This window comes from Pseudomonas sp. PsB (assembly GCF_043658375.1).
Lineage (GTDB): Bacteria > Pseudomonadota > Gammaproteobacteria > Pseudomonadales > Pseudomonadaceae > Aquipseudomonas > Aquipseudomonas putida_Z.
In genome coordinates this window covers 12938-33663 of the sequence record NZ_JBIGLU010000019.1, presented here as the reverse complement: position 1 = coordinate 33663, position 20726 = coordinate 12938, and the positions used below count along the sequence as shown (strand labels likewise).

The following is a 20726-nucleotide window of genomic DNA, read 5'->3' as shown; positions in this document are numbered from 1 at the left end:
ACGAAGTCATGCCTAAAGAAAAAGTCGTGATGTACGAATCCCCCGAAGCTGCCAGCCTCCAGACCGTGACCGGCTGGGTTGATGCCGGCGGCAGGTTCTGGGGCAAGGATGAGCACATGGCCCGCTACAGCGGGTCGACCCACCGCCAGTGTGAGCAGAACCCCGAACACCCCATCCACACGACTGGCCGGGGTTGCCCGGCCTGCCATAAAGAGCGCCGAGCCATAAGTTTCGCGGCCATGCCGAAGCGTGTCTGGGCCGGAGAGCCGATCACCGAATATGACGGTGACCGGTACTTCTTCGATGAGGAAGAGCTGCGCGACTACCTGATCGATCATGAGATCGATCTGGCCGACCTGAGACTGGTCTTCTGCACGCCGAACTACCCCCGCCAGATCGACCCTGACGATTACTTCTGCGATGACCTGCCGGAAGACGGCGAGGTGAATGACGATCAGCTGTTGGCCGCGTTCGAGCTGCTGAACGAGATGATCCGGAAAAGCCCGCCATTGTCTTGGTCGCCGGGAAAGGAAGCTGTTGAGCTACCCAAAACCTTCATCGATATGGTCATCCATGGGCGCTTGGAGGCCCAGGCATGACCCGCCTCGCCCTCTGCCTCCTGCTGCTGGCCACCCTGGCCGGCTGCATCGAGCAACCAGGTCACCTGGAAGTGAAGGAAGACACGACGCGCGCCGTTACTTGCTGGCAGTCGGACAGCGGCATGTCCTGCCTGCCCAACTGGATGCTCAAGAAGCCTGAGCCAGAACGGTGCATGACGCATGACCTCAAGTCCGAGGCATGCCGCAAGCTGTTTAGGGAGAACGCCGGCAACGAGCGCCAGCTCTCCCCGCACGAAACCCAACCCGAACCTACACCCGCTCTGGCGCCTGGGCGCTGGATTGATGAGAGGTATCAGCTGTGAGCAAGTACCGTAAAGGCCAGCTTTACACCCGTCGCATGCACCCGTCCGACGACAGCGACAGTTGGCGCTTGGCAATGCGGCTGGCGTTTTACACAACGATGCTGCGCAGTGGCGATTACAAGAGTGCATACGTGCTCTGTCGCCACGGTGTGAAAGGGATAATGGAGGTTGGTCGGAGCCGTAAAGACCTGACCTCAACCCTGTTCATGTCAGGTTGCCGCACCTTCAAGGATATCCAGCGCAAGAGCAAGTTCGGCAACATCGAGCGCGCCAAAGCGGCCAAGGCCAAGCAGGTGGCGCCATGCCCGACCTGATCGAAGTGAGCGCGTCGAACCTCGCCGGCGAGGCGCTGGGCTGGGCAGTTGGCACGGCCGAAGGGCTGGATGTGTATTTGGAGCCGCCCGGGTACAACGGCGTGCCTTGGAGGGTGTTTGCCCGGCACCAAGGGCAGGCAATCGAACACACCAAGCGCTTCAACCCTTGGGAAGACTGGGCGGTCGGCGGCCCCTTGATCGACAAGCACCGGGGCGGCCTGCAGTGGAACCCGCACATGGGCAGTAGCAAGTACTGCTACAGCGGAGGCCCTGGAACAGCTGTGGCGTGGCTCTACGGGCCGACCCCGCTGGTTGCTTTCTTCCGATCACTCGTCAAATCGAAGATCGGCGATACCGTCCAGGTGCCGAAGGAGCTGTGCCAATGACCAATTACGAGGTCTTAGCGCGCGCCTAGCCCCCTTACTACTCAAGCCCGCCAGCCGGGCGGAACCATATCGGTGACTCTACCGAAATGGTTATCCTCGACCATCAATAAGGCCCGCTGCCAGCCGCGCGGGCGAGGACTACCTATGTCTGAACGCAAAACGATGTGCATCTACCACGGCAACTGTGCTGACGGCTTCGGGGCCGCCTGGGTTGTTCGCAAGGCCCTGGGCGACCAGGTGGAGTTTGTGGCCGGCGTGTACGGCCAAGAGCCACCAGACGTCACCGACAAAGACGTGATCATCGTCGACTTCAGCTACAAGTACGACGTGCTCGCACGGATCAGCTGGAAAGCCCGAAGCATCATTGTTCTGGACCATCACAAATCAGCGGCTGAGGACCTTGCGAAGTTCCCGCCGTTCCATGCCGGCGTTCGGGTAGATGGCAGGTACGCCGATGGATCTACCGCGCTGGGCTGGGAAAGCGCACACACCTTCATGAGCTCCCAGAACTCACCGGCCATCGCCTGCTGCTTCGACATGAACCGCAGCGGCGCCATGCTCGCCTGGGACCACTTCTTCCCCGAGCAAGAGCCGCCAATGCTGCTGCGCCACATCGAGGACCGGGACCTCTGGCTTTTCCAGCTGGACGGCACCCGCGAGATCCAGGCCAACCTGTTCAGCTACCCCTACGACTTCGAAGTCTGGGACAAGCTCATGGCAGCCGACGTGGAAACCCTACGCTCGGACGGCGCCGCAATCGAGCGTAAGCACCACAAGGACATTGCCGAACTGGTCGCCGTGATGAAGCGCCGCCTGGTCATCGGTGGTCACGACGTACCGGCAGCCAGCCTTCCCTACACACTCACCAGCGATGCGGGTCACCTCATGGCCCAGGGCGAGCCCTTCGCCGCCTGCTACTGGGACACCCCTGAAGGCCGCGTTTTCAGCCTGCGCAGCACTGACGAAGGCCTGGATGTTTCGGAAATCGCCATGCAGTACGGCGGTGGCGGCCACCGCAACGCCTCCGGTTTCCGCGTGCCGTTCGGACACGAACTGACCAAGTAACCCTCCCCCTCAACGCAGCCCGCCGGCAAACGCTCGCGGGCATGGAGAGACTCATGCTCAATTTCTTGACTCGCATCTTCAAGCGAAAGAAGAAGCCCGAGCCGCGTCCGGCTCTGGCACCGACAGGATTCGCACGCGGCCACAGCCCGGCATCAGGCAGGCAAGACCCGATGCTTGATCCGCTCAATCCGTTGAGCCCCGTCAGCCCACTGCATCCCGCCTACCAAGCAGACAGTTACGAACCATCGCGCAGCACCAGCAGCTCCTGCTCCAGCCGGGACTACAGCAGCTACGACAGCGGCAGCTACTCGTCGAGCGACAGCAGCAGTTCCAGCGATAGCGGCTCCAGCTCCAGCAGCTGCGACTGACCACCAACCTGCCGCCACCGGCGGCGTGGAGACCTGCATGACCACCCCATTCAAGGCCTACACCCTGGGCGAGGACTTCGCCGTCAGGGAGGTCACCATCGTGCGCAAAGGCCTGTTCTGCGTGGACAGCAAAGGCGTGAAGCACCCGAGGCCGAAGCTGTTCACCAGCGCCAAGGCCGCGCAAGACAAAGCCAGGAAGTGGCTCGCTGACCGTGAGGCGCAGCTGGCCAGAGAGAACGAGCTGCACGAGCAGCGCAAAAAGATAGTCGCATCCTACTGATGCCGCCGGGTGCGGCAGGAGCCCCATATGGAACCAGAGATCATCCACATCCCCGAACTGGCCAAGCTGCTGGGCCGGTCCGAATCCGCCATTCGCAGCGCCCGGCAGGCCGGCGCAGCGTGGCTACCACCTTTTTTCAAGCAGGGTGCACGCGTTTGCTGGCGTGTCAGCACGGTGCGCGAGTTCCTGCAGGAGTTCGAGCAGGGCCTGCACACGCCGGCCAAACCCGGAAGGAAGCGCCAGGCGCCGCCGACGCTGGCGAGCGTCCGCTAACCCAGCTTGTCCGCGAGCGCGTCAGGGCAAAGGTGGGTGTATCGCTTGAGCATGCTCATGGTTTTGTGGCCGGTGATCGAGGCCACCTCCATGATCGAAAGGCCCTTCTCGAAAAGCCTGGACGTGCCTTCATGGCGCAGATCATGGAAGTGCAGGTCTTCCACCTTGGCCGCTTTGCAGGCCCGGTTGAAGTACTGGCTCACCGAGTGAGGTGCAAGCGAGAACACCTTGCCGTCCAGGCGCGCCGGCAAGCCGTCGAGCAATGCCCTGGCACGGGAGGAAAGCGGGACCAATCGGCGTGTCCCGTTTTTGGTGTCCTCCAGCAGCACATGCTTGGGCTTCACATTCTCCCGCCGCAGGCCCAGCAACTCGCTGCGCCGCATCGCCGTCTCTACCGCAATCTGGATGATCGCCGGCATCTCGGCGTGAATCGCCCCCGCCTTCTCGATGACGCCGGCAAGCTCGAAGCCCTTCGGCCGGCGATCCCTCTCTTTTGCCCCTTTGGGCATCCGCAGCTTCATCACCGGGTTGCTCAGCCCCTCAATACCCCAGTCCTTGATGGCTACCGTGAACAGGTGGCTGATGATCGCCAGGTCGAGACGGACCGTGGCCGTGGACTTGCCCGCCTTGAGCTCTTCATCCCTGTACGATGCAAAATCACTTGATCGCAAAGCAGCCATGCCCTTCTCGGCAAATGCGTGCTTCTTCCACTTGTTGATCCGGGTCTGCTCTTGCTTGGCGCCTTTCTTGGTCGAGCTGACTTCCCGGGAGTACCGATCCAAAGCTTCGGCCAGGGTTGTGCGCTCCGCTTCTCGCATGTCGACGAACCGGGCGCGCGACATATCGCCCTCGATCTCCGCCGCCCAGCGCTGGGCCTCGGCCTTGGTATCGAAGGTCGCTGATAGGGAGGGATATCCTTTCCGGCGGATCTTTGCCCGCCATGCGCCGCCTGGGCGCTGCTCGTAAGTGGCCATGCACCGGATTTTGCCGGGGACAACTGGGACACGCAATTTTCTTCGGTGTCCCAAATTTGTCCCAAATCGAGCACGGGACAAAATCCGCAGGCATTAAAAAAGCCCCGCAACCTCAATGGCTGCGGGGCTTTCGAATGGTGGAGGCCGAGGTCGGAATCGAACCGGCGTAGACGGATTTGCAATCCGGAGCATAACCACTTTGCTACTCGGCCTCAAAGGTCGGATCTAGCAGCTTGCGCTTCGCTATCTCCTTGAAACGCTGAACCTTTTTCAAAGTTTGCTGCGTTTCGATGGGCGCCATTATGTCTTCATTCCTTTAACCTTGCAACCCCCTGAACGAAAAAAAATTTCAACGGGTTCAAGGTGTTAGCGCAGGCGGCCGAGTTTACTCCACAAGCCCACCACTGTGTTCTCCACGGTGCCACTGGCAGCCATCCCGATTCGCTCCTGCAGGCTCTTGCGTTCGGCGTAGTGCAGGTGGAACAGGTTGGCGTTGCGCGCGCGTTCGCTGAGGTACTCGTCGCTGGTCTGCAACTCGTCCACCAGCTTGCGGTTGAGTGCCGCGACGCCCAGCCAGACTTCGCCGGTGGCCACTTCGTCGATGTGCAGCTGCGGGCGATAGCGGGCAACGAAGTCCTTGAACAGCTGGTGGGTGATGTCCAGGTCTTCCTGGAACTTCTCCCGGCCCTTCTCGGTGTTCTCGCCGAACACGGTCAGGGTGCGTTTGTATTCACCGGCGGTCAGCACTTCGAAATCGATGTCGTGCTTCTTCAGCAGGCGGTTGACGTTGGGCAGCTGCGCCACCACGCCGATGGAACCCAGCACGGCGAACGGTGCGCTGACGATCTTCTCGCCGATGCAGGCCATCATGTAGCCGCCGCTGGCGGCCACCTTGTCGATACACACGGTCAACGGGATGCCGGCCTGGCGAATGCGCGCCAGCTGCGATGCAGCCAGGCCGTAGCTGTGCACCAGGCCGCCACCGCTTTCCAGGCGCAGCACCACTTCGTCACGCGGGGTGGCGAGGGTCAGCAGCGCGGTGATTTCGTTGCGCAGGCTTTCGGTGGCAGAAGCTTTGATGTCGCCATCGAAGTCCAGCACGAAGACCCGGCCCTTTTCCTCGGCCTTGCCCTTCTTCTGCCGCTTTTCCGCCTTGGCCTGCTGCTTGCGCAAGGCCTTGAGCTGGGCCTTGTCGAGCAGGCCGGATTCCAGGCGCTCGCGCAGGTCCTTGTAGAACTCGTTCAGGCGAGTGACCTGCAATTGCCCACCCGATTTGCGCCGCCCCTTGCCGCGCAGCCCGGCGATGGCCGACAGCACTATCAGGATGGCGATGACCAGGGTGGCGGTTTTGGCGAGAAAGCTTGCGTATTCAGCAAGAAACTCCACGTTGACTCCTTAAAGACTTGCGCCACTACGGCGCGTAACTGTAGCAAGCATACCGTTGCGCCTGAGGTGCTGCCAGCCGTGGCAAACGCTGGCAACACCTTTCAAACAACCTTTTCAAACGCTTGTATGTTTTTTCGTTGACAGCCCGTGTGCCGCATCCTAACCTCGCAGCAACCTCCAACAGGCCGGAACCTTTCGTGGGCAACCTCTACCTGATCCGACATGGCCAAGCCTCCTTCGGCGCCGATGACTACGATGTCCTCTCGCCCGTGGGCGTGCGCCAGAGCCAGGCCCTGGGTGAGCACCTGGCCCAGCTCGGTGTAAGGCTGGACCGCTGCGTGGCAGGCGACCTGCGCCGCCAGCAGGATACCGCGCGCCTGGCCCTGGATGCATTGCACGCCAATGGCTGCCCGGTGCCGGCTGTTGAGACCGATGCAGCATTCAATGAGTTCGATGCCGATGGTGTGATCCGCGCCTTGTTGCCCGGGCTGCTGCCTCAGGAGCCCGACGCCCTGCACATCCTGCGCAATGGCGCGCAGCACCGCAGCGAGTTCCAGCGCCTGTTCGCACTGATGGTGCAGCGCTGGCACGATGGCGAACATGCCGACGATGGCCTGGAGACCTGGCAGGCGTTCACCGCCCGCGTGCAAGGCGGCCTGCAGCGCGTACTGGATGCCGCCGGTAGCGGCGACAATATCGCCATCTTCACCTCGGGCGGCACCATTGCCGCCCTGCTCCACCTGGTTACCCGTATTACCCCCGGCCAGGCGTTCGCGCTGAACTGGCAGATCATCAACACGTCGCTCAGCCAGCTGAAGTTCCGCGGCCGCGACGTGGCACTGGCTTCCTTCAACAGCCAGGCCCATGTGCAGCTGTTGAGGGCGCCGGAGCTTGTCACCTATCGATGAGCCCGGCTTGTTGTGTCCCTGCGGGGACGTGTAAATCACTCTATAAGGAATGCGCCATGACCTCCGTAGCTGATGCCGTCAAAAAGATGCAAGAGAAGTTCAACCCATCCGCTGCCGCCGGCCTGGACCTGGTGTTCGGCTTCAACATCACCGACGAAGACAAGCACTACGCGCTGATCGTCAAGGACGGCACCTGCGACCTGCAGGAAGGCGAAAACCCGGATGCCAACTGCACCCTGGTGATGGACAGCGAAACCCTGAAGGGTATCGTCAGCGGCGAAACCGACGGCATGCAGGCATTCATGGGCGGCAAGCTGCGCGTTGAAGGCGACATGATGCTGTCGATGAAGCTCAGCGAGCTGTTCCCGTCCTGAGGGCTGGAAATAGCGGATGATCGAAAAACCGAAGCCTGACCGGCTTCGGTTTTTTTTTGCCCACCTGTTCGGGCCCTATCGCCGGCAAGCCAGCTCCCACAGGTACAGCGTTGCTCTCGAGGTTGTCGCTGTACCTGTGGGAGCTGGCTTGCCAGCGATAGCGGCAGTCGCTTCATCAAGGCAGTTGATCAGGCAGCAACACCCTCCCCTATATGGCATCTGGCACGCTTGTCCCATCCCCGGCGGACCATTAGATTAGCCAATAGTCCTTGCGATCGAGAATAAGGAAAACGCATGACGCTCACCGACCAGTCCACCCAGGTACGCCCCGGCGAAGAACTCGACGCGGCTGTCATCGACCCTTACCTCAAAGCCAACATCCCCGGCCTGGATGGCCTGCCGAGCATCAGCCAGTTCCCTGGCGGCGCCTCCAACCTTACCTACCTGGTCAGCTACCCGGGCCGCGACTTCGTGCTGCGCCGTCCACCGTTCGGGCAGAAGGCCAAGTCAGCCCACGACATGGGCCGCGAGTTTCGCATCCTCAACCAGCTCAACGGCGGCTTCCCCTACTGCCCCAAGGCCTATGTGCATTGCACCGACAGCAGCCTGATCGGCGGCGAGTTCTACGTGATGGAACGGGTCAAGGGCATCATCCTGCGCTCGGACATCCCGGCCGAGCTGGACCTCGACGCCAACCGCACCGAGGCCCTGTGCAAGAGCTTCATCGACCGCCTGGTGGAACTGCATCAGGTGGACTACAACGCCTGCGGCCTGGCCGACCTGGGCAAACCGGAAGGCTATGTGCAGCGCCAGATCGAGGGCTGGACCAGCCGCTATGAAAAGGCCCTGACCCCCGACGCCCCGCGCTGGGAACAGGTGACCGCCTGGCTGCACGAGAAAATGCCCGCCGACCACCCGCGGCCCGGCATCGTGCACAACGACTACCGTTTCGACAACGTGATCCTCGATGCCGACAACCCCATGCGCATCATCGGTGTGCTGGACTGGGAAATGGCTACCCTCGGCGACCCGCTGATGGACCTGGGCAACAGCCTGGCCTACTGGATCGAGGCCGATGACCCGGCGCCAGTGCAACTGATGCGTCGCCAGCCGAGCAACGCACCGGGCATGCTCAGCCGCCGCCAGTTCGTCGATTACTACGCCGAGCGCGCCGGCATCCGCCTGGACAACTTCGATTACTACTATTGCTATGGCCTGTTCCGCCTGGCCGGCATCGTCCAGCAGATCTACTACCGCTATTACCACGGCCAGACCCAGGACAAGCGCTTCGCCCAGTTCATCCACATGAACCGCTTGCTGGAGCAGATGACCTTGCAGGTCATCGCCAAGTCCAGCCTCTGAGCCCCGACCTCGACGACGGATAACAAGGAAAACAGCATGTCCAAGACCCACCTGTTCGACCTCGACGGCAAGATTGCCTTCGTTTCCGGCGCCAGCCGTGGCATCGGCGAGGCCATCGCCCACCTGTTGGCCCAGCAAGGTGCCCATGTGATCGTGTCCAGCCGCAAGCTCGACGGTTGCCAGCAGGTGGCCGATGCCATCATCGCCGCCGGTGGCAAGGCATCGGCGGTGGCCTGCCACATCGGTGAACTGGAGCAGATCCAGCAAGTGTTCGCCGGCATCCGCGAACAATTCGGGCGGCTGGACATCCTGGTCAACAACGCCGCTACCAACCCGCAGTTCTGCAACGTGCTGGATACCGACCCAGGAGCTTTCCAGAAGACCGTGGACGTGAACATCCGTGGCTACTTCTTCATGTCGGTAGAGGCCGGCAAGCTGATGCGCGAGCATGGTGGCGGCAGCATCATCAACGTGGCTTCGATCAACGGGGTTTCGCCCGGCCTGTTCCAGGGCATCTATTCGGTGACCAAGGCGGCAGTCATCAACATGACCAAGGTCTTCGCCAAGGAATGCGCGCCGTTCGGGATCCGCTGCAACGCCCTGCTACCGGGCCTGACCGACACCAAGTTCGCCTCGGCACTGGTGAAGAACGACGCCATCCTCAATGCCGCGCTGCAGCAGATCCCGCTCAAGCGCGTGGCCGACCCCAAGGAAATGGCCGGCGCCGTGTTGTACCTGGCCAGCGATGCCTCCAGCTACACCACCGGTACCGCGCTCAATGTCGACGGTGGTTACCTGTCCTGATCAGGCTTTTACTGCAACCAGGGTGTAGCTCAGGGGCAGGCGTGCGGGCTGCTCGCGCAGGCGATATTCACCGTCGTCGCCCTTGACCATCTGCCCCGGCAGCGCCTCCCAGGGGATGCTCTGGTGCTCGACCAGGGCGGTCAGCTGCAGGCCGTGGGCCAGCAAGGCGCTGATCACCTCGCCCAGGCCGTGGTTCCACTCGTGGGTTTCGGTGTGGGAAAGGCGCTGCTCGGTTTCGACGTAGGTCTGGTCGTTGTGCCATACCGTCGGTTCTTCGTGCTCGAAATACGGGTATTCGAGTTGCAGGCGGTCCTGGTGGTCCTCGTTGACCGCCATCAGCATCGGGTGCCCGTCGCGCAGGAACAACCGCCCGCCCGGCTTCAGCAGAGCCGCGACAGTACGCGCCCATGGCTCGATGCGAGGCAGCCAGCAGAGCGCGCCGATGCCGGTGTAGACCAAGTCAAACGTGCCGGCCGGCAACACCTTGTCGGCGGCGTAGACGTCGGACTCGACATACGCGATGGGTGCCGCACAGCGCTGGGCCAACGCCCGCGCCTCGGCCAGCGAAGCCGCGGAATAGTCCAGGCCACAGACCTTGGCGCCAAGGCGCGCCAGCGAGAGGGTATCGGTACCGATGTGGCACTGCAGGTGGACGGCGTTGAGCCCGTCGATATTGCCAAGCAACGGCAGGTCGAAGCGTACGGTTTCGGAAAGGTGTTCGGGATGCTGGACGAGCCGTTCGACTTCGTAGTCGTTGGAAGCAGCGTGCAGCGGGGCACGTTCATCCCAGCTGGCGCGGTTGAGTTGCAGTGAGCGGTCCATGGTGTCTTCCTTGATTCGTGGGGGCTCATGCTAGCCTCCACCAATCTCCCTGCGACACAAAAGCCTTGCTAAAAATTGTAATGCTGGCGCGGTCACTGTGGGAGCGGGCGTGCCCGCGAAGAAACAACGCGGTGGCTGGCACCGGCTACGCCGGTGTTCGCGGGCGCGCCCGCTCCCACACGACCCCACAGAGCCCCTGCCAAGTCGCCAGCCGTTACAGGCAGGTCGCCGCCGCCGCCCGGCGCTGCAAGGCCACACCGTCGTTCTTCTGCGCGTAGTAATCCACCCGCGCCCCACCCGCCTGCGGATACACATCCACGAACGCCTCGGCTTCACGGGTATACACCGTGAACCCACCCTGCTTGCGTGGTTCCAGATAACCACTGGCGTCGTCACCGAAAACCTTCTCTTCCTGCCAGCTGAACTGGATGCACTGGGCCACCAGTTCCGGCGCCTTGTGCGAGTCGAGCTGCGCGGTCGGCTTGCCGCCGCGGGCCGTTTCCATGGTCGCAGAAGCACAACCGATCAGCATCAGCGCCGCGGCCATCGGCAGAATCGCACGCATGTTCCATCCTCAGGGTAAAAAAGAAGGCGACTCTAGCACTGGCAAGCATCGCGAGTGAATTGTCACGCGCAGGTGGCTGTCGCAGATAAGGCATTCCGCCACAAGGAGAACGTCATGAAATTGCACTACCTGCTGTTCGCCGCCCTTCCCTGCCTGCCCCTCGCTGCCACCGCAGCCCCCTCCGGCGAAGAAAGCATCACCGCGCCAGAAACCCACAACCGCGAGCTCAAGGTCGGCGACAAGGCACCCGACCAGTACAAACGCGATGACCAGGCAATCAAGGACTGGAAAACCAAGGGCCTGCCAGCGCCGGAAAAGGAGAGCCACTGGGTAAACATGGGGGGGCGCTACGTGCTGGTGCAGATCACCAACGGTGTGGTGTTGGCAATTCAGCCAACCCACTGATTCCACACTTTCCCCGCCGCTCATCGCTGGCACGACAAATTTTTGCCTGCCAGCGAAACCAAATGGATCCTTTCCAGTCTCAGAGGGTGTGCCGTAAACCTTTGCGGATCAAGGACCTATATCGTGATGACCCGTCTTGCAAGCCTTTCGCTGATTGCCGTTGTCCTGCTGACCGCAGGGTGCCATAGCCATCGCTACCATGACGACGACGATGGCTGGCGTGACCGTGATCGCGATCGTGGCCATCGCCACCACCATCGACATGACCGCGACGACGATGATGACGATCGTCAATACCGTGGTGACCGCTACTACCGCTGAAGCGTCTTTTTCAACCCTGGCCCGCCGCCCGTTGCGCGGCACCTTAACCTGATGATTCCTTTGAGGTTCGTATCATGCGTCTGACTCTGCCTTCCCTTGCCCTCGGCCTGCTGCTGTGCCAGGGCGCTTTCGCCGGTGACGGTACCGCCGCCATTGGCGGTGGCCTGGGTGGTGTTCTGGGTAACGTTGTCGGTCAACAGATCGGCGGCAAAACGGGGGCGGCCATCGGCGCCGGCCTCGGCGGCGCAGCCGGCAGTGCGGTAGGTGCACGCAAGGGCAACCGTACCGAAGCCGCCATCGGCGGTGGCCTGGGTTCGGCCGGCGGTTCACTGCTGGGCGGCGCGGTAGGCGGCAAGACCGGCTCCACCGTGGGCGCCGGCCTGGGTGGCGCAGCCGGTGGTGCCATCGGCAACCACCTGGGCGACAACAACGGCAAGCACCGCCGTCACCGTCACTGATCCGGTGACCTGAGGGGCTGCTGCGCAGCCCATCGCCGGCAAGCCAGCTCCCACCTCGACCGCATTGACCTCAAGCCATGCGCAGTCATTGTGGGAGCCTGGCTTGCCAGCGATGGGCCGCCTAGCGGCCCTTTTTGTTGCAGCACATCAACACCCCCTTCACCACGATCCTGCACACTGGCTGCTACTGTCTATCGTGCCCCCGTGTAAAGGAACACCCCCTCCCCATGAACCAAGAGCTGCTCTGGGTCCTCGGCCTGCTGGCCATCGTCATCACCCTGTTCGTCATCAACCGCCCACGCATGGACGTGGTCGCGCTGCTGGTGATCCTCGCCCTGCCGCTGTCGGGCATCCTCACCGTGGAGCAGGCGCTGGCCGGTTTCAGTGACCCCAACGTGGTGTTGATCGCCGCCCTGTTCGTGATCGGTGAAGGCCTGGTGCGCACCGGCATTGCCTACCGTATCGGCGAATGGATGAGCGAGCGGGCCGGCAACAGCGAGGCGCGCCTGCTGGTGTTGCTGATGGTGGCCGTGGCGGGGCTGGGTTCGATGATGAGCTCCACCGGCGTGGTAGCCATTTTCATTCCGGTGGTGCTGAGCATCGCCGCACGCCTGCAGCTATCACCCGCCCGCCTGATGATGCCGCTGGCTTTCGCAGGCCTGATCAGCGGCATGCTCAGCCTGGTGGCCACACCGCCCAACGTGGTGGTGCACAGCGAACTGGTGCGCCATGGCGAAGCGGGCTTCAGCTTCTTCAGCTTCACCCCGTTCGGCCTGGTGGTACTGGTGCTGGGCATCGGCTACATGCTGCTGACCCGGCACTGGCTGAATGGCGAAGTGCGCAAGGACGGCCGCGTGGAAAGCCGCCGCACCCTGCTGGACCTGGTGCTGGACTACAAGCTCAACGGCCGCGAACGGCGCCTGCGCATCCGCCCCCACTCGCCGCTGATCGGTCATACCCTGGGCGAGCTGGAGCTGCGCACCCGGCATGGCGCCAACGTGATCGGTATCGAGCGCCAGCACAAGTTCACCACGCGGGTGATCGCCGCCGACTCCAGCACCGTGCTGCATCAGGGCGATGTGCTGCTGCTCGACCTGTTCGCCAACCGCGACGACCTGCGCAGCCTGTGCCAGACCATGCAACTGGAGCCGCTGCACTTCAAGGCCGCCTACTTCATCGACCAGTCCCAGGAGCTGGGCATGGCCGAAGTATTGCTGCCACCAGGCTCGAAACTGCTCGGCAAGAGCATCCTCGAACTGGCCTTCCGCACTCGCTTCGACCTCAACGTGGTGGGCTTGCGCCGCGAGCAGGTGGCGATCGAAGAACAGCTGGTGGAAGAAAAGCTGCGCCTGGGCGACACCTTGCTGGTAGTCGGCCCGTGGAAGGCCGTGCGCCAGTTGCAAGGCAAGCCCAAGGACTTCCTGGTACTGAGCCTGCCCGCGGAAATCGACCTGGTCGCGCCCGCCCGCACCCGCGCACCACAGGCATTGCTGAGCCTGGCGGTAATGGTCGGGCTGATGGTCAGCGGCGCGGTACCCAATGTGATTGCCGCGCTGATCGGCTGCCTGCTGATGGGCGCCGGCCGCTGCATCGACATGAACAGCGCCTACCGGGCCATCCACTGGCAAAGCCTGGTGCTGATCGTCGGCATGCTGCCCTTTGCCCAGGCACTGCAGAAAACAGGCGGCATCGACCTGGCAGTGGGCGGCCTGGTCAGCGTGCTGGGCGGTGCCGGCCCCAGCGCCATCCTAGCCTGCCTGTTCGCGGTCACGGCGGTAATCGGCCTGTTCATCTCCAACACGGCCACTGCAGTACTGATGGCCCCCGTGGCTGTCAGCACCGCCACGCAGCTGGGCATGTCGCCCTACCCGTTTGCCATGACCGTGGCGCTGGCCGCCTCGGCGGCGTTCATGACGCCGGTGTCATCGCCGGTCAACACGCTGGTACTGGGCCCGGGACAATACCGCTTCGCCGACTTCGTCAAAGTCGGCGTGCCGTTCACCGTACTGGTGATGCTGGTGACCGTGTTGATGGTGCCGTGGTTCTTCGGGCTGTGAGGTGACACATCTCGAATGAAGGCAATTTGGCATTATCTCGACCGATCGCGGCAGATTGACATCAAGTCCTCTGACGAAACACACTTATGCACAATTGCCCCAGGTGCTTCAAGCCGTTGTCCTGGATTTCGTTTCCGCTTTGCCGGTCGAGCCCATGGTTTTTCCAGCCCAATCGCGCTTGTTGCACTACGTCGTTCTACTCGGCCTGACCTTCGCCCTGACGCTGGGCGGCATCCTGGCCCGCCCGATCGAATCCCTGTCGCTGTTCTGGCCGGTCAATGCGGTATTGGCCGGCGTGCTGCTGCGCTACCCCCGCCAGGCCACGCTGACGGGCTTTGCCCTGGTCTGGCTGGCCATGGTCGGCGCCGATCTGCTGTGTGGCAGCGCCTGGGTACCGGCCCTGTGGTTCAACCTGTGCAACCTGGGCGTGGTGGTCACCCTCTGGCTGCTGCTCTCGCGCTTGCCGCGCCTGCACCGGCGCATGCGTACCCCCCACGGCGTGCTCAGCGTGTTCGGCGCCTGTGCCGCCGGGGCGATAGTGGCGGCCAGCATGGCGGCGGCAATGGCCGCGCCGTGGTTCGAACAGTCCTTGCGCGCCACCTGGCTGGCCTGGTTCAGTGAACAGTTCTCGACCAGCGTGCTGGTGCTGCCAGTGCTGCTGACGGCGCCCTCGGCGCGAGCCCTGGTGCGCGGTGGCGCCCAGGCCATCCGCCTGGCGCCGTTATTGATGCTGCTGGTCTCGCTAGCGTCCAGCATTGCCTTCGGCGGCCCCGGGGCCATTGCCTTCCCGATTGCCGCGCTGCTGTGGTGCGCCTGGACTTACTCACCGTTCCTGGTCTCACTGCTGACACTCACCGCCGGCAGCACGCTGATAGTGGCGGTGGCGCAAAACCTCATGCATTTCAGCGTGCCGCAAAGCGAGCCCGGGGTGACCACGCTGATGTCGGCGCGCCTGGGCATCGCCATGCTGGTGCTCGGGCCGCTGGTGGTGGCCTGCGTCAGCCAGGCCAACCGCAGCCTGATGGCCCGCCTGGCGCATCAGGCCACCATCGACCACCTCACCGGCGTGTTCACCCGCAGCGCCTTCACCCGCCGCGCCAACGCGCTGCTGGAAAGCCGCCAGCAACACGCCCAGGCGCTGCCGCTGACCCTGATGATGCTGGATATCGACCACTTCAAGTCGATCAATGATGCCCACGGCCATGCGGTCGGTGACCAGGTGCTGCGCCAGTTCGCCGGCACCCTGCAGGACCAGCTGCACGATGGCGAACTGTTCGCCCGCCTGGGCGGCGAGGAATTTGTCGTGATCCTCCCAGGCCTGGCACCAGACCGGGCCAAGTTCACTGCCGAACGCCTGCGCCGCGCCGTGCAGGACCTGCATGTGGTGCAGGCCGACCAACACCTGCAAATTACCGTGAGTATCGGCCTGGCCGGTTGTGCCGCCGACATGCCGGCCCCCACCCTCGACGAACTGCTGGCGCGCGCCGACCAGGCGCTGTACCGAGCCAAGGCCCATGGCCGCAACCGCGTCGAGCAGGCCGAGCCGCAACGCCAGGTGATGTGAGCTAGCCGGCCAGCAAGTCCCACGTCAACTTGGCGATCAGCACGCACAACAGCACCAGGAACAGCCCGCGTACAAAGCCCGCGCCCTTGCGCACCGCCAGCCAGGTACCGGTCAGCGCACCGAGGATATTGCACGCCGCCATGGGCAAGGCGATGGCGTACAGCACGTTGCCCGATGGCACGAAGAACACCAGTGCCGCCAGGTTGGTGGCGATGTTCACCACCTTGGCCGATGCCGAGGCGTGCAGGAAGTCCAAAGCGAAGAAGCGGATGAACAGGAAGATCAGGAAGCTGCCGGTGCCCGGCCCGAACAGGCCATCGTAAAAGCCGATCGCGCCACCGATCAGCACCGCCAGGCACTGCTCCTTGCGGCCGATCCTTGTGGGTTTGTGCAGCGTGCCGAAGTCCTTCTTGCAGAAGGTGTAGATGGCCATCAGCACGATCAGCACCAGCACCGCCGGGCGCATCACACTGGGCGGCACCAGCGACACCGTGGCGGCACCGGCGAACGACATGACGAAGGCACTGAGCGCAGCCGGCACGATCAACCCCCAGTCCAGCGTCACCCTGCGGATGAACGAACGCGCAGCGAAGGCCGTGCCACACACCGACGCCAGCTTGTTGCTACCGAGCAATGCCGCCGGTTGCGCGGTGGGCAGCACGTTGAACAAGGCCGGGATCTGGATCAGCCCACCGCCCCCCACGGCGGCGTCGATCAGCCCTGCGGCGAAGGCGAACACGGAAAGCACAGCGATATCCATCATGACGCGGTTCCAGGCAGTGAAGACGCCTGCAAGGCTAATCAAAGTGCCGCGCTTGTGTTGAAATGCCATATTGCAAAAACTGCAACGAGGAGCAGGCAATGGCATTGGACATGCTGCGGGAAATCCAGGCGTTCGTCAGCGTGGCGCACAAGCGCAGCTTCGTCGCCGCCGCACGCGCCCTGGGGCGCTCACCCAGCGCGGTCACCCGCGCGGTACAAACCCTGGAAGACAACGCCGGGAGCAAACTGCTCAACCGCAACGCCAATGCCGTGACCCTGACCGAAGCCGGCGAGCGCCTGCTGCCACACGCCGAACGCTTGCTGGATGTGCAACGTGATGCCGCCGACGAACTGGCCGCGCTCAGCGGCAGTGCACAAGGCTGGATCCGCTTCGCCGTGCCGCAGGTACTGGGGGAACATGTCCTGCCCCAGGTGCTTGCCGAGTTTTCCCGCTGCCACCCCCAGGTAACCCTGGACGTGCAGTACAGCGACGGGGCCCTGGACCCGCTGCAAGGCAAGTTCGACTTCGTGGTGCGCGGTGCTTTTCCGCAGTCGAGCGAGCTGATCGGCTACCCGCTGTGGGATTACCAGCGCCACCTGTATGCAAGCCCTGAATACCTGGCACTGGCCGGCACGCCACAACAACCCGAGGACCTCGAAGGCCACGCGCTGATCCTGCACACTGCCCCGCGCATCCTCAAGGCCTGGCACTTCTGCCGCGACGGCCAGATCACCAGCCTGCGCCCCAGGCCCAGGCTGCGCCTGGACTCAGGTGACGCGGTGTACCACAGCACCCTGGCCGGCGCCGGTATCGCCCGCCTGGCCGCCTGGGTCGGTGAAGCGCAGGTCAAGGCCGGGCGGCTGGTGCGGGTATGCCCGCAGTACCGCCTGACTTCCAGCAACGGCCAGGACCCGCAGATGCATGCCGTGTACCCCGCCGGCGAGCTGCCGGCGCGGGTACGCGACCTGCTGGCTGCCCTGCGCCGCGCCGGCCTGGCCTACTGAAACAACGCCCTGAAATGGCTGTTCAAATTCTGCTCAATTTAACAGAGCCCGCCGCGGGCCTGGCTTGCAGCACTTTATCCACAGACCTACCCACGTTTTTTGTGGACAGTTTTCCCAGTGCAAAGAACGACTTATCGTACAAATCGGTAGGGTGAATCGGCCAACAATGAAGAGGAATGGGCCCGCCCGAAGGAAAGGCAGGCCGCGAGGGATATAGGTGGTTAACGTCAGCTTGGCGGAATGGTGCCAAGAATACCGATCAGAATGGTCAGCAGCAGAAAACCACCCAGGAATAGCGCGAGCTTGCCCATTGGAACCTCTACAAGTGTGATGCGGGAATGGGCATATTGTCGGGCTTGGGCTGATACCGTTACAGATTCAGGTTTGGGGAAAAAAAGCGGATCAGATGTGAAGACTGGCCCTCTCTCCAATTGAACCGGGACACGTGTAGGAGCGGCCTTGTGTCGCGATGGGCTGCGCAGCAGTCCCCCCAAGGATCTCAATGTTCAAGCACAAATTACTGGGGCTGCTGCGCAGCCCATCGCGACACAAGGCCGCTCCTACACAAAGCCGTGCCCGGTTGCAGGCCGAGTTTGCGGCATATCAGGTCAGCTGCTGAAGCTTCTGCGCAGGCAACCAGCCGAACTCATCGCTGCCGTGGCGCCTGCACCAGACCCAGCCATTGAGCGGGCGCACCATCTGCACCAACTGCCCCGGGTCGGCATCCAGTTCATGCGCCGAGTAGTGGTCCAGCGCCCTGCCCTGGCACACGCTGAGCCGCTCGATCAATTGGGCCGGCACCCAGCCGGGCTCCTGGCCGGTGCAGGTGCACAGGTACCAGTCCTGCCAACCTGCCTCGCCCTCGTAGCGTGGGCCAATGTTCAGCAAGGTGCCCTTGGCGAAGCGGATGGGCCGCGGGTACTCACTGCGGTGAGATTCAATCACAACGTAATGCATGGGCCTCTCCTTGGCCGGGAAAACTCATCGATCGTAGCAGAAGCGGCAAAACCCGCTGCCAGCCGGTGTTTGTATCTTCATGTGTACAAATTGAGACCTGATACACAAGAACGTTTCCTGCAGGCCGAGCGGACACATCCGCGATACAGCCGTCATCTTTACTGGCACCCATCAACCTGCACCGATGGCTTCGCCAAGGAGATGCCCAATGTCTGCCCGCCACTCGACCACCGCCCTGCCACGCCGCTTCAGCCGTACGCTGCTCGCCTGTGCCCTGCTGCCACTTGGCCTGCTGGCGGCGAACATGGCCACGGCTGCACCACTGCAGGCCCAGCCAGCCGCCACAGCGGCGGATAACTTCGGCCCGCTGAAACACGTCAACGCTGGCGTGCTCGATGTGGCTTACGTAGAGCAAGGCCCGGCCGATGGCCCGGTGGTGATCCTGCTGCATGGCTGGCCGTATGACATTCACAGCTTCGAACAAGTTGCACCCGCCCTGGCGGCAAAAGGCTACCGGGTGTTGGTGCCCTACGTACGTGGTTACGGGCAGACCCGCTTCCTGTCTGCGGCAACCCCACGCAATGCCCAGCCCTCGGCGCTGGCCAGCGACGTGATCGCCTTCATGGACGCGCTGCATATCCAGCGTGCCGTGCTCGCCGGCTTCGACTGGGGCGCACGCACCGCCGATATTGTCTCGGCGCTGTGGCCAGAGCGGGTAAAGGCACTGGTATCGGTCAGCGGCTACCTGATCAGCAGCCAGGAAGCCGCCAAGGCCCCCCTGCCCCCCAGTGCCGAGTTGCAGTGGTGGTACCAGTACTACTTCGCCACCGCGCGCGGCCAGGCCGGCTATGAAACGAACCGCCATGCCTTCGCCAAGCTGATCTGGCAAACCGCCTCGCCCAAGTGGGCCTTCGACGACGCCACCTTCGAGCGCAGCGCCAAGGCCCTGGACAACCCCGACCAGGTGGCGATCACCGTGCACAACTACCGCTGGCGGCTGGGGCTGGCCCAGGGCGAAACGCGCTACGACCCGCTCGAGGCCAAACTGGCCAGCTTCCCCAGCATCGGCGTACCGACCATCACCCTGGAAGGCGACGCCAACGGCGCCCCGCACCCGCCGGCCGAAGCCTATGCGCAGCGCTTTACCGGCAAGTATGAGTACCGGCTGATCAGCGGCGGCATCGGCCACAACCTGCCGCAGGAGGCGCCGCAGGCGTTCACCCAGGCGGTGGTGGATGCGGACCACCTGTAGCTTGCGAGGCGGCAATTGCTACATAAGGTTTCGAAAGGAGCGGCAGGCCCTGGTTTGAGCCGCGTCGAGGGCCTGCATTGTCGAAAACCGGTTGTGCCCAGCTATCGCGCGGTGTTGAGGCGAATTTGAAAGACACGATTTGAAATGTGGTTTGTAGGATCTTTTACCTCGCAACGTAGGAAGAATCGAAGTAGTGAGATTTGCCTGTATGAAACATCAGTTTCTCCAGCAAATTCGAGCTGCTACGGTCCAGTTTTCCTACAACGGCACGGAAGCCTACAGCGTGAGAAAAGCATGGATCCGTTCAATACCTCGGCCCTGAAGCTGCAGAAGAATTTGCTTAACCTACGCCTTGAGCGTGATCGCCTGAGAAGGGAGGGCAAGGACAAGGAAGCGGACGAACTCGCGGCACCGATCGCGCGGATGGAGGCAGCTATTCAAAAGCTGCCGGATGGCATGAAGCCGGTAACCCTGCAATAAAACCTGTGGGCGATCACCCTGCCCTTTGGGCTGCGCGTCGCGTAGAGAACTGGATTCGCAAGCGGTCCGCGTACCCTGGGGCTGCGTTGCAGCCCTTTCGCGACACAAGGCCGCTCCCAAAGGGGATCGCGCCAACTTTTAGAATTTGAGCAAGACGGTTGCTCCCACAGGGTCCCTGCCAATTCAATGAGTTACGGGCAGTTTTATTGTCGACGGCGTCAGGTGCAGGGTTTCTGCCTGAAGCCCACCGCCAGGCGATTCCAGCTGCTGATGACATTGATCGCCATGGTCAGGTCGACCCTTTCGGTTTCGCTGAAGTACGCTTCAAGCTGCTGGTAGACCTCGTCGGAAACCTCGCCGTCAGTCAGCGAGGTCAACGCCTCGGTCCAGGCCAGGGCCGCCTTTTCCCGGGGGGTGAAGAAGCCGCTGCTGCGCCAGACCACGATCGAGTACAGCCTGCGGTCGGTTTCCCCTAACCGTCTTGCGTCGATCGAGTGCATGTCGGTACAGAAGGCACAACCATTGAGCTGCGATGCGCGGATCTTGATCAGGTGCAGCAGTGGCTGCTCGATGGTCAAGTTACCGGTCATAGCTTCCAGTATGAGCATCGCCTTCATTGCCCCGGGGGACGCCGCGTAGTAATCGAGACGAGGCTCCATTGT

27 protein-coding genes and 1 tRNA gene are annotated in these 20726 nt (G+C 62.9%); 20 read left to right on the top strand and 8 right to left on the bottom strand.

The window, feature by feature from the left end; genetic code table 11:
* Positions 1 to 8: 8 nt before the first annotated feature.
* From ACGLHT_RS20480 to ACGLHT_RS20445, 8 genes are all read left to right on the top strand, one after another.
* Complete coding sequence (locus ACGLHT_RS20480; protein WP_274120670.1) at positions 9 to 599, top strand: hypothetical protein; 591 nt, start codon at positions 9 to 11, stop codon at positions 597 to 599.
* Positions 596 to 922 carry a hypothetical protein gene (locus ACGLHT_RS20475; RefSeq protein WP_274120671.1) on the top strand — a complete coding sequence of 109 codons (327 nt, stop codon included), beginning with the start codon at positions 596 to 598 and terminating at the stop codon, positions 920 to 922. The genes ACGLHT_RS20480 and ACGLHT_RS20475 overlap by 4 nt, the downstream gene beginning before the upstream one ends.
* Positions 919 to 1236, top strand: a complete 318-nt coding sequence (locus ACGLHT_RS20470; RefSeq protein WP_274120672.1) for a hypothetical protein — start codon at positions 919 to 921, stop codon at positions 1234 to 1236. The genes ACGLHT_RS20475 and ACGLHT_RS20470 overlap by 4 nt, the downstream gene beginning before the upstream one ends.
* Positions 1224 to 1622, top strand: a complete 399-nt coding sequence (locus ACGLHT_RS20465; RefSeq protein WP_274120673.1) for a phage protein NinX family protein — start codon at positions 1224 to 1226, stop codon at positions 1620 to 1622. The genes ACGLHT_RS20470 and ACGLHT_RS20465 overlap by 13 nt, the downstream gene beginning before the upstream one ends.
* Before the next feature lie 144 nt (positions 1623 to 1766).
* Positions 1767 to 2687, top strand: a complete 921-nt coding sequence (locus ACGLHT_RS20460) for a phosphohydrolase (RefSeq protein ID WP_274120674.1) — start codon at positions 1767 to 1769, stop codon at positions 2685 to 2687.
* A gap of 53 nt (positions 2688 to 2740) precedes the next feature.
* Entirely contained in the window at positions 2741 to 3055 is a 315-nt protein-coding gene (locus ACGLHT_RS20455) for a hypothetical protein (RefSeq protein ID WP_274120675.1), read from the top strand.
* 37 nt (positions 3056 to 3092) lie between these two features.
* A complete protein-coding gene (locus ACGLHT_RS20450) occupies positions 3093 to 3335 on the top strand; it encodes a hypothetical protein (RefSeq protein ID WP_063912550.1) in 243 nt (80 codons plus the stop codon).
* A 27-nt stretch (positions 3336 to 3362) separates the two neighbouring features.
* Entirely contained in the window at positions 3363 to 3608 is a 246-nt protein-coding gene (locus ACGLHT_RS20445; RefSeq protein WP_064590544.1) for an AlpA family transcriptional regulator, read from the top strand.
* On the opposite strand, the gene ACGLHT_RS20440 is transcribed toward ACGLHT_RS20445, so the two are convergent.
* The 3 genes from ACGLHT_RS20440 to sohB all read right to left on the bottom strand — a co-directional run bounded on the left by ACGLHT_RS20440 (position 3605) and on the right by sohB (position 5968).
* Entirely contained in the window at positions 3605 to 4582 is a 978-nt protein-coding gene (locus ACGLHT_RS20440; protein WP_274120676.1) for a site-specific integrase, read from the bottom strand. The two genes, ACGLHT_RS20445 and ACGLHT_RS20440, sit on opposite strands and share 4 nt — an antisense overlap.
* Positions 4583 to 4720: 138 nt before the next feature.
* Positions 4721 to 4794 (bottom strand) — tRNA-Cys (locus ACGLHT_RS20435).
* A gap of 154 nt (positions 4795 to 4948) precedes the next feature.
* Positions 4949 to 5968 carry a protease SohB gene (gene sohB / locus ACGLHT_RS20430; RefSeq protein ID WP_023662815.1) on the bottom strand — a complete coding sequence of 340 codons (1020 nt, stop codon included), beginning with the start codon at positions 5966 to 5968 and terminating at the stop codon, positions 4949 to 4951.
* A 197-nt stretch (positions 5969 to 6165) separates the two neighbouring features.
* Here sohB and ACGLHT_RS20425 point away from each other — a divergent pair, with 197 nt between their 5' ends.
* From ACGLHT_RS20425 to ACGLHT_RS20410, 4 genes are all read left to right on the top strand, one after another.
* Positions 6166 to 6876: a histidine phosphatase family protein gene (locus ACGLHT_RS20425; RefSeq protein ID WP_075045628.1), complete on the top strand. Its 711-nt coding sequence runs from the start codon at positions 6166 to 6168 to the stop codon at positions 6874 to 6876.
* Between the two features lie 56 nt (positions 6877 to 6932).
* Complete coding sequence (locus tag ACGLHT_RS20420) at positions 6933 to 7250, top strand: SCP2 sterol-binding domain-containing protein (RefSeq protein WP_003257405.1); 318 nt, start codon at positions 6933 to 6935, stop codon at positions 7248 to 7250.
* Positions 7251 to 7544: 294 nt separating this feature from the next.
* Entirely contained in the window at positions 7545 to 8612 is a 1068-nt protein-coding gene (locus ACGLHT_RS20415; protein ID WP_274120677.1) for a phosphotransferase family protein, read from the top strand.
* Positions 8613 to 8648: 36 nt separating this feature from the next.
* Positions 8649 to 9416 (top strand): SDR family oxidoreductase, encoded by a 768-nt coding sequence (locus ACGLHT_RS20410; protein ID WP_025339699.1) that lies wholly within the window; start codon positions 8649 to 8651, stop codon positions 9414 to 9416.
* Here the strand turns inward: ACGLHT_RS20410 and ACGLHT_RS20405 are convergent, their stop codons facing one another.
* Both ACGLHT_RS20405 and ACGLHT_RS20400 read right to left on the bottom strand, forming a co-directional pair.
* Positions 9417 to 10238 (bottom strand): bifunctional 2-polyprenyl-6-hydroxyphenol methylase/3-demethylubiquinol 3-O-methyltransferase UbiG, encoded by an 822-nt coding sequence (locus ACGLHT_RS20405; protein WP_085706466.1) that lies wholly within the window; start codon positions 10236 to 10238, stop codon positions 9417 to 9419.
* A gap of 214 nt (positions 10239 to 10452) precedes the next feature.
* Positions 10453 to 10803: a hypothetical protein gene (locus ACGLHT_RS20400; protein WP_274079862.1), complete on the bottom strand. Its 351-nt coding sequence runs from the start codon at positions 10801 to 10803 to the stop codon at positions 10453 to 10455.
* A gap of 114 nt (positions 10804 to 10917) precedes the next feature.
* Here ACGLHT_RS20400 and ACGLHT_RS20395 point away from each other — a divergent pair, with 114 nt between their 5' ends.
* From ACGLHT_RS20395 to ACGLHT_RS20375, 5 genes are all read left to right on the top strand, one after another.
* Complete coding sequence (locus ACGLHT_RS20395) at positions 10918 to 11208, top strand: RcnB family protein (protein WP_025339702.1); 291 nt, start codon at positions 10918 to 10920, stop codon at positions 11206 to 11208.
* 126 nt (positions 11209 to 11334) lie between these two features.
* The gene (locus ACGLHT_RS20390; RefSeq protein ID WP_081742349.1) at positions 11335 to 11529 is read left to right on the top strand and encodes a hypothetical protein; all 195 of its coding nucleotides are present in this window, start codon (positions 11335 to 11337) and stop codon (positions 11527 to 11529) included.
* A 74-nt stretch (positions 11530 to 11603) separates the two neighbouring features.
* Positions 11604 to 11987, top strand: coding sequence for a glycine zipper domain-containing protein (locus tag ACGLHT_RS20385; RefSeq protein ID WP_025339704.1), 384 nt, complete (start codon positions 11604 to 11606; stop codon positions 11985 to 11987).
* A gap of 227 nt (positions 11988 to 12214) precedes the next feature.
* A complete protein-coding gene (locus tag ACGLHT_RS20380) occupies positions 12215 to 14044 on the top strand; it encodes an SLC13 family permease (RefSeq protein ID WP_075045632.1) in 1830 nt (609 codons plus the stop codon).
* Between the two features lie 139 nt (positions 14045 to 14183).
* Complete coding sequence (locus ACGLHT_RS20375; RefSeq protein ID WP_137164826.1) at positions 14184 to 15608, top strand: GGDEF domain-containing protein; 1425 nt, start codon at positions 14184 to 14186, stop codon at positions 15606 to 15608.
* A gap of 1 nt (position 15609) precedes the next feature.
* Here ACGLHT_RS20375 and ACGLHT_RS20370 read toward each other — a convergent pair whose 3' ends face one another.
* The gene (locus tag ACGLHT_RS20370) at positions 15610 to 16371 is read right to left on the bottom strand and encodes a TSUP family transporter (RefSeq protein ID WP_025339707.1); all 762 of its coding nucleotides are present in this window, start codon (positions 16369 to 16371) and stop codon (positions 15610 to 15612) included.
* Between the two features lie 98 nt (positions 16372 to 16469).
* Between ACGLHT_RS20370 and ACGLHT_RS20365 the strand changes: the two genes are divergently transcribed.
* Positions 16470 to 17375 (top strand): LysR family transcriptional regulator, encoded by a 906-nt coding sequence (locus tag ACGLHT_RS20365; protein ID WP_085590798.1) that lies wholly within the window; start codon positions 16470 to 16472, stop codon positions 17373 to 17375.
* 603 nt (positions 17376 to 17978) lie between these two features.
* Here ACGLHT_RS20365 and ACGLHT_RS20360 read toward each other — a convergent pair.
* Positions 17979 to 18332, bottom strand: coding sequence for an SH3 domain-containing protein (locus ACGLHT_RS20360; protein ID WP_137164350.1), 354 nt, complete (start codon positions 18330 to 18332; stop codon positions 17979 to 17981).
* Between the two features lie 208 nt (positions 18333 to 18540).
* Here ACGLHT_RS20360 and ACGLHT_RS20355 point away from each other — a divergent pair, with 208 nt between their 5' ends.
* On the top strand, positions 18541 to 19584 hold the full coding sequence (locus tag ACGLHT_RS20355) for an alpha/beta fold hydrolase (protein ID WP_274120678.1): 1044 nt from the start codon (positions 18541 to 18543) through the stop codon (positions 19582 to 19584).
* A gap of 294 nt (positions 19585 to 19878) precedes the next feature.
* Complete coding sequence (locus tag ACGLHT_RS20350; protein ID WP_025339711.1) at positions 19879 to 20064, top strand: hypothetical protein; 186 nt, start codon at positions 19879 to 19881, stop codon at positions 20062 to 20064.
* Positions 20065 to 20282: 218 nt separating this feature from the next.
* On the opposite strand, the gene ACGLHT_RS20345 is transcribed toward ACGLHT_RS20350, so the two are convergent.
* On the bottom strand, positions 20283 to 20723 hold the full coding sequence (locus ACGLHT_RS20345) for a carboxymuconolactone decarboxylase family protein (RefSeq protein WP_025339712.1): 441 nt from the start codon (positions 20721 to 20723) through the stop codon (positions 20283 to 20285).
* Between the last annotated feature and the right edge of the window lie 3 nt (positions 20724 to 20726).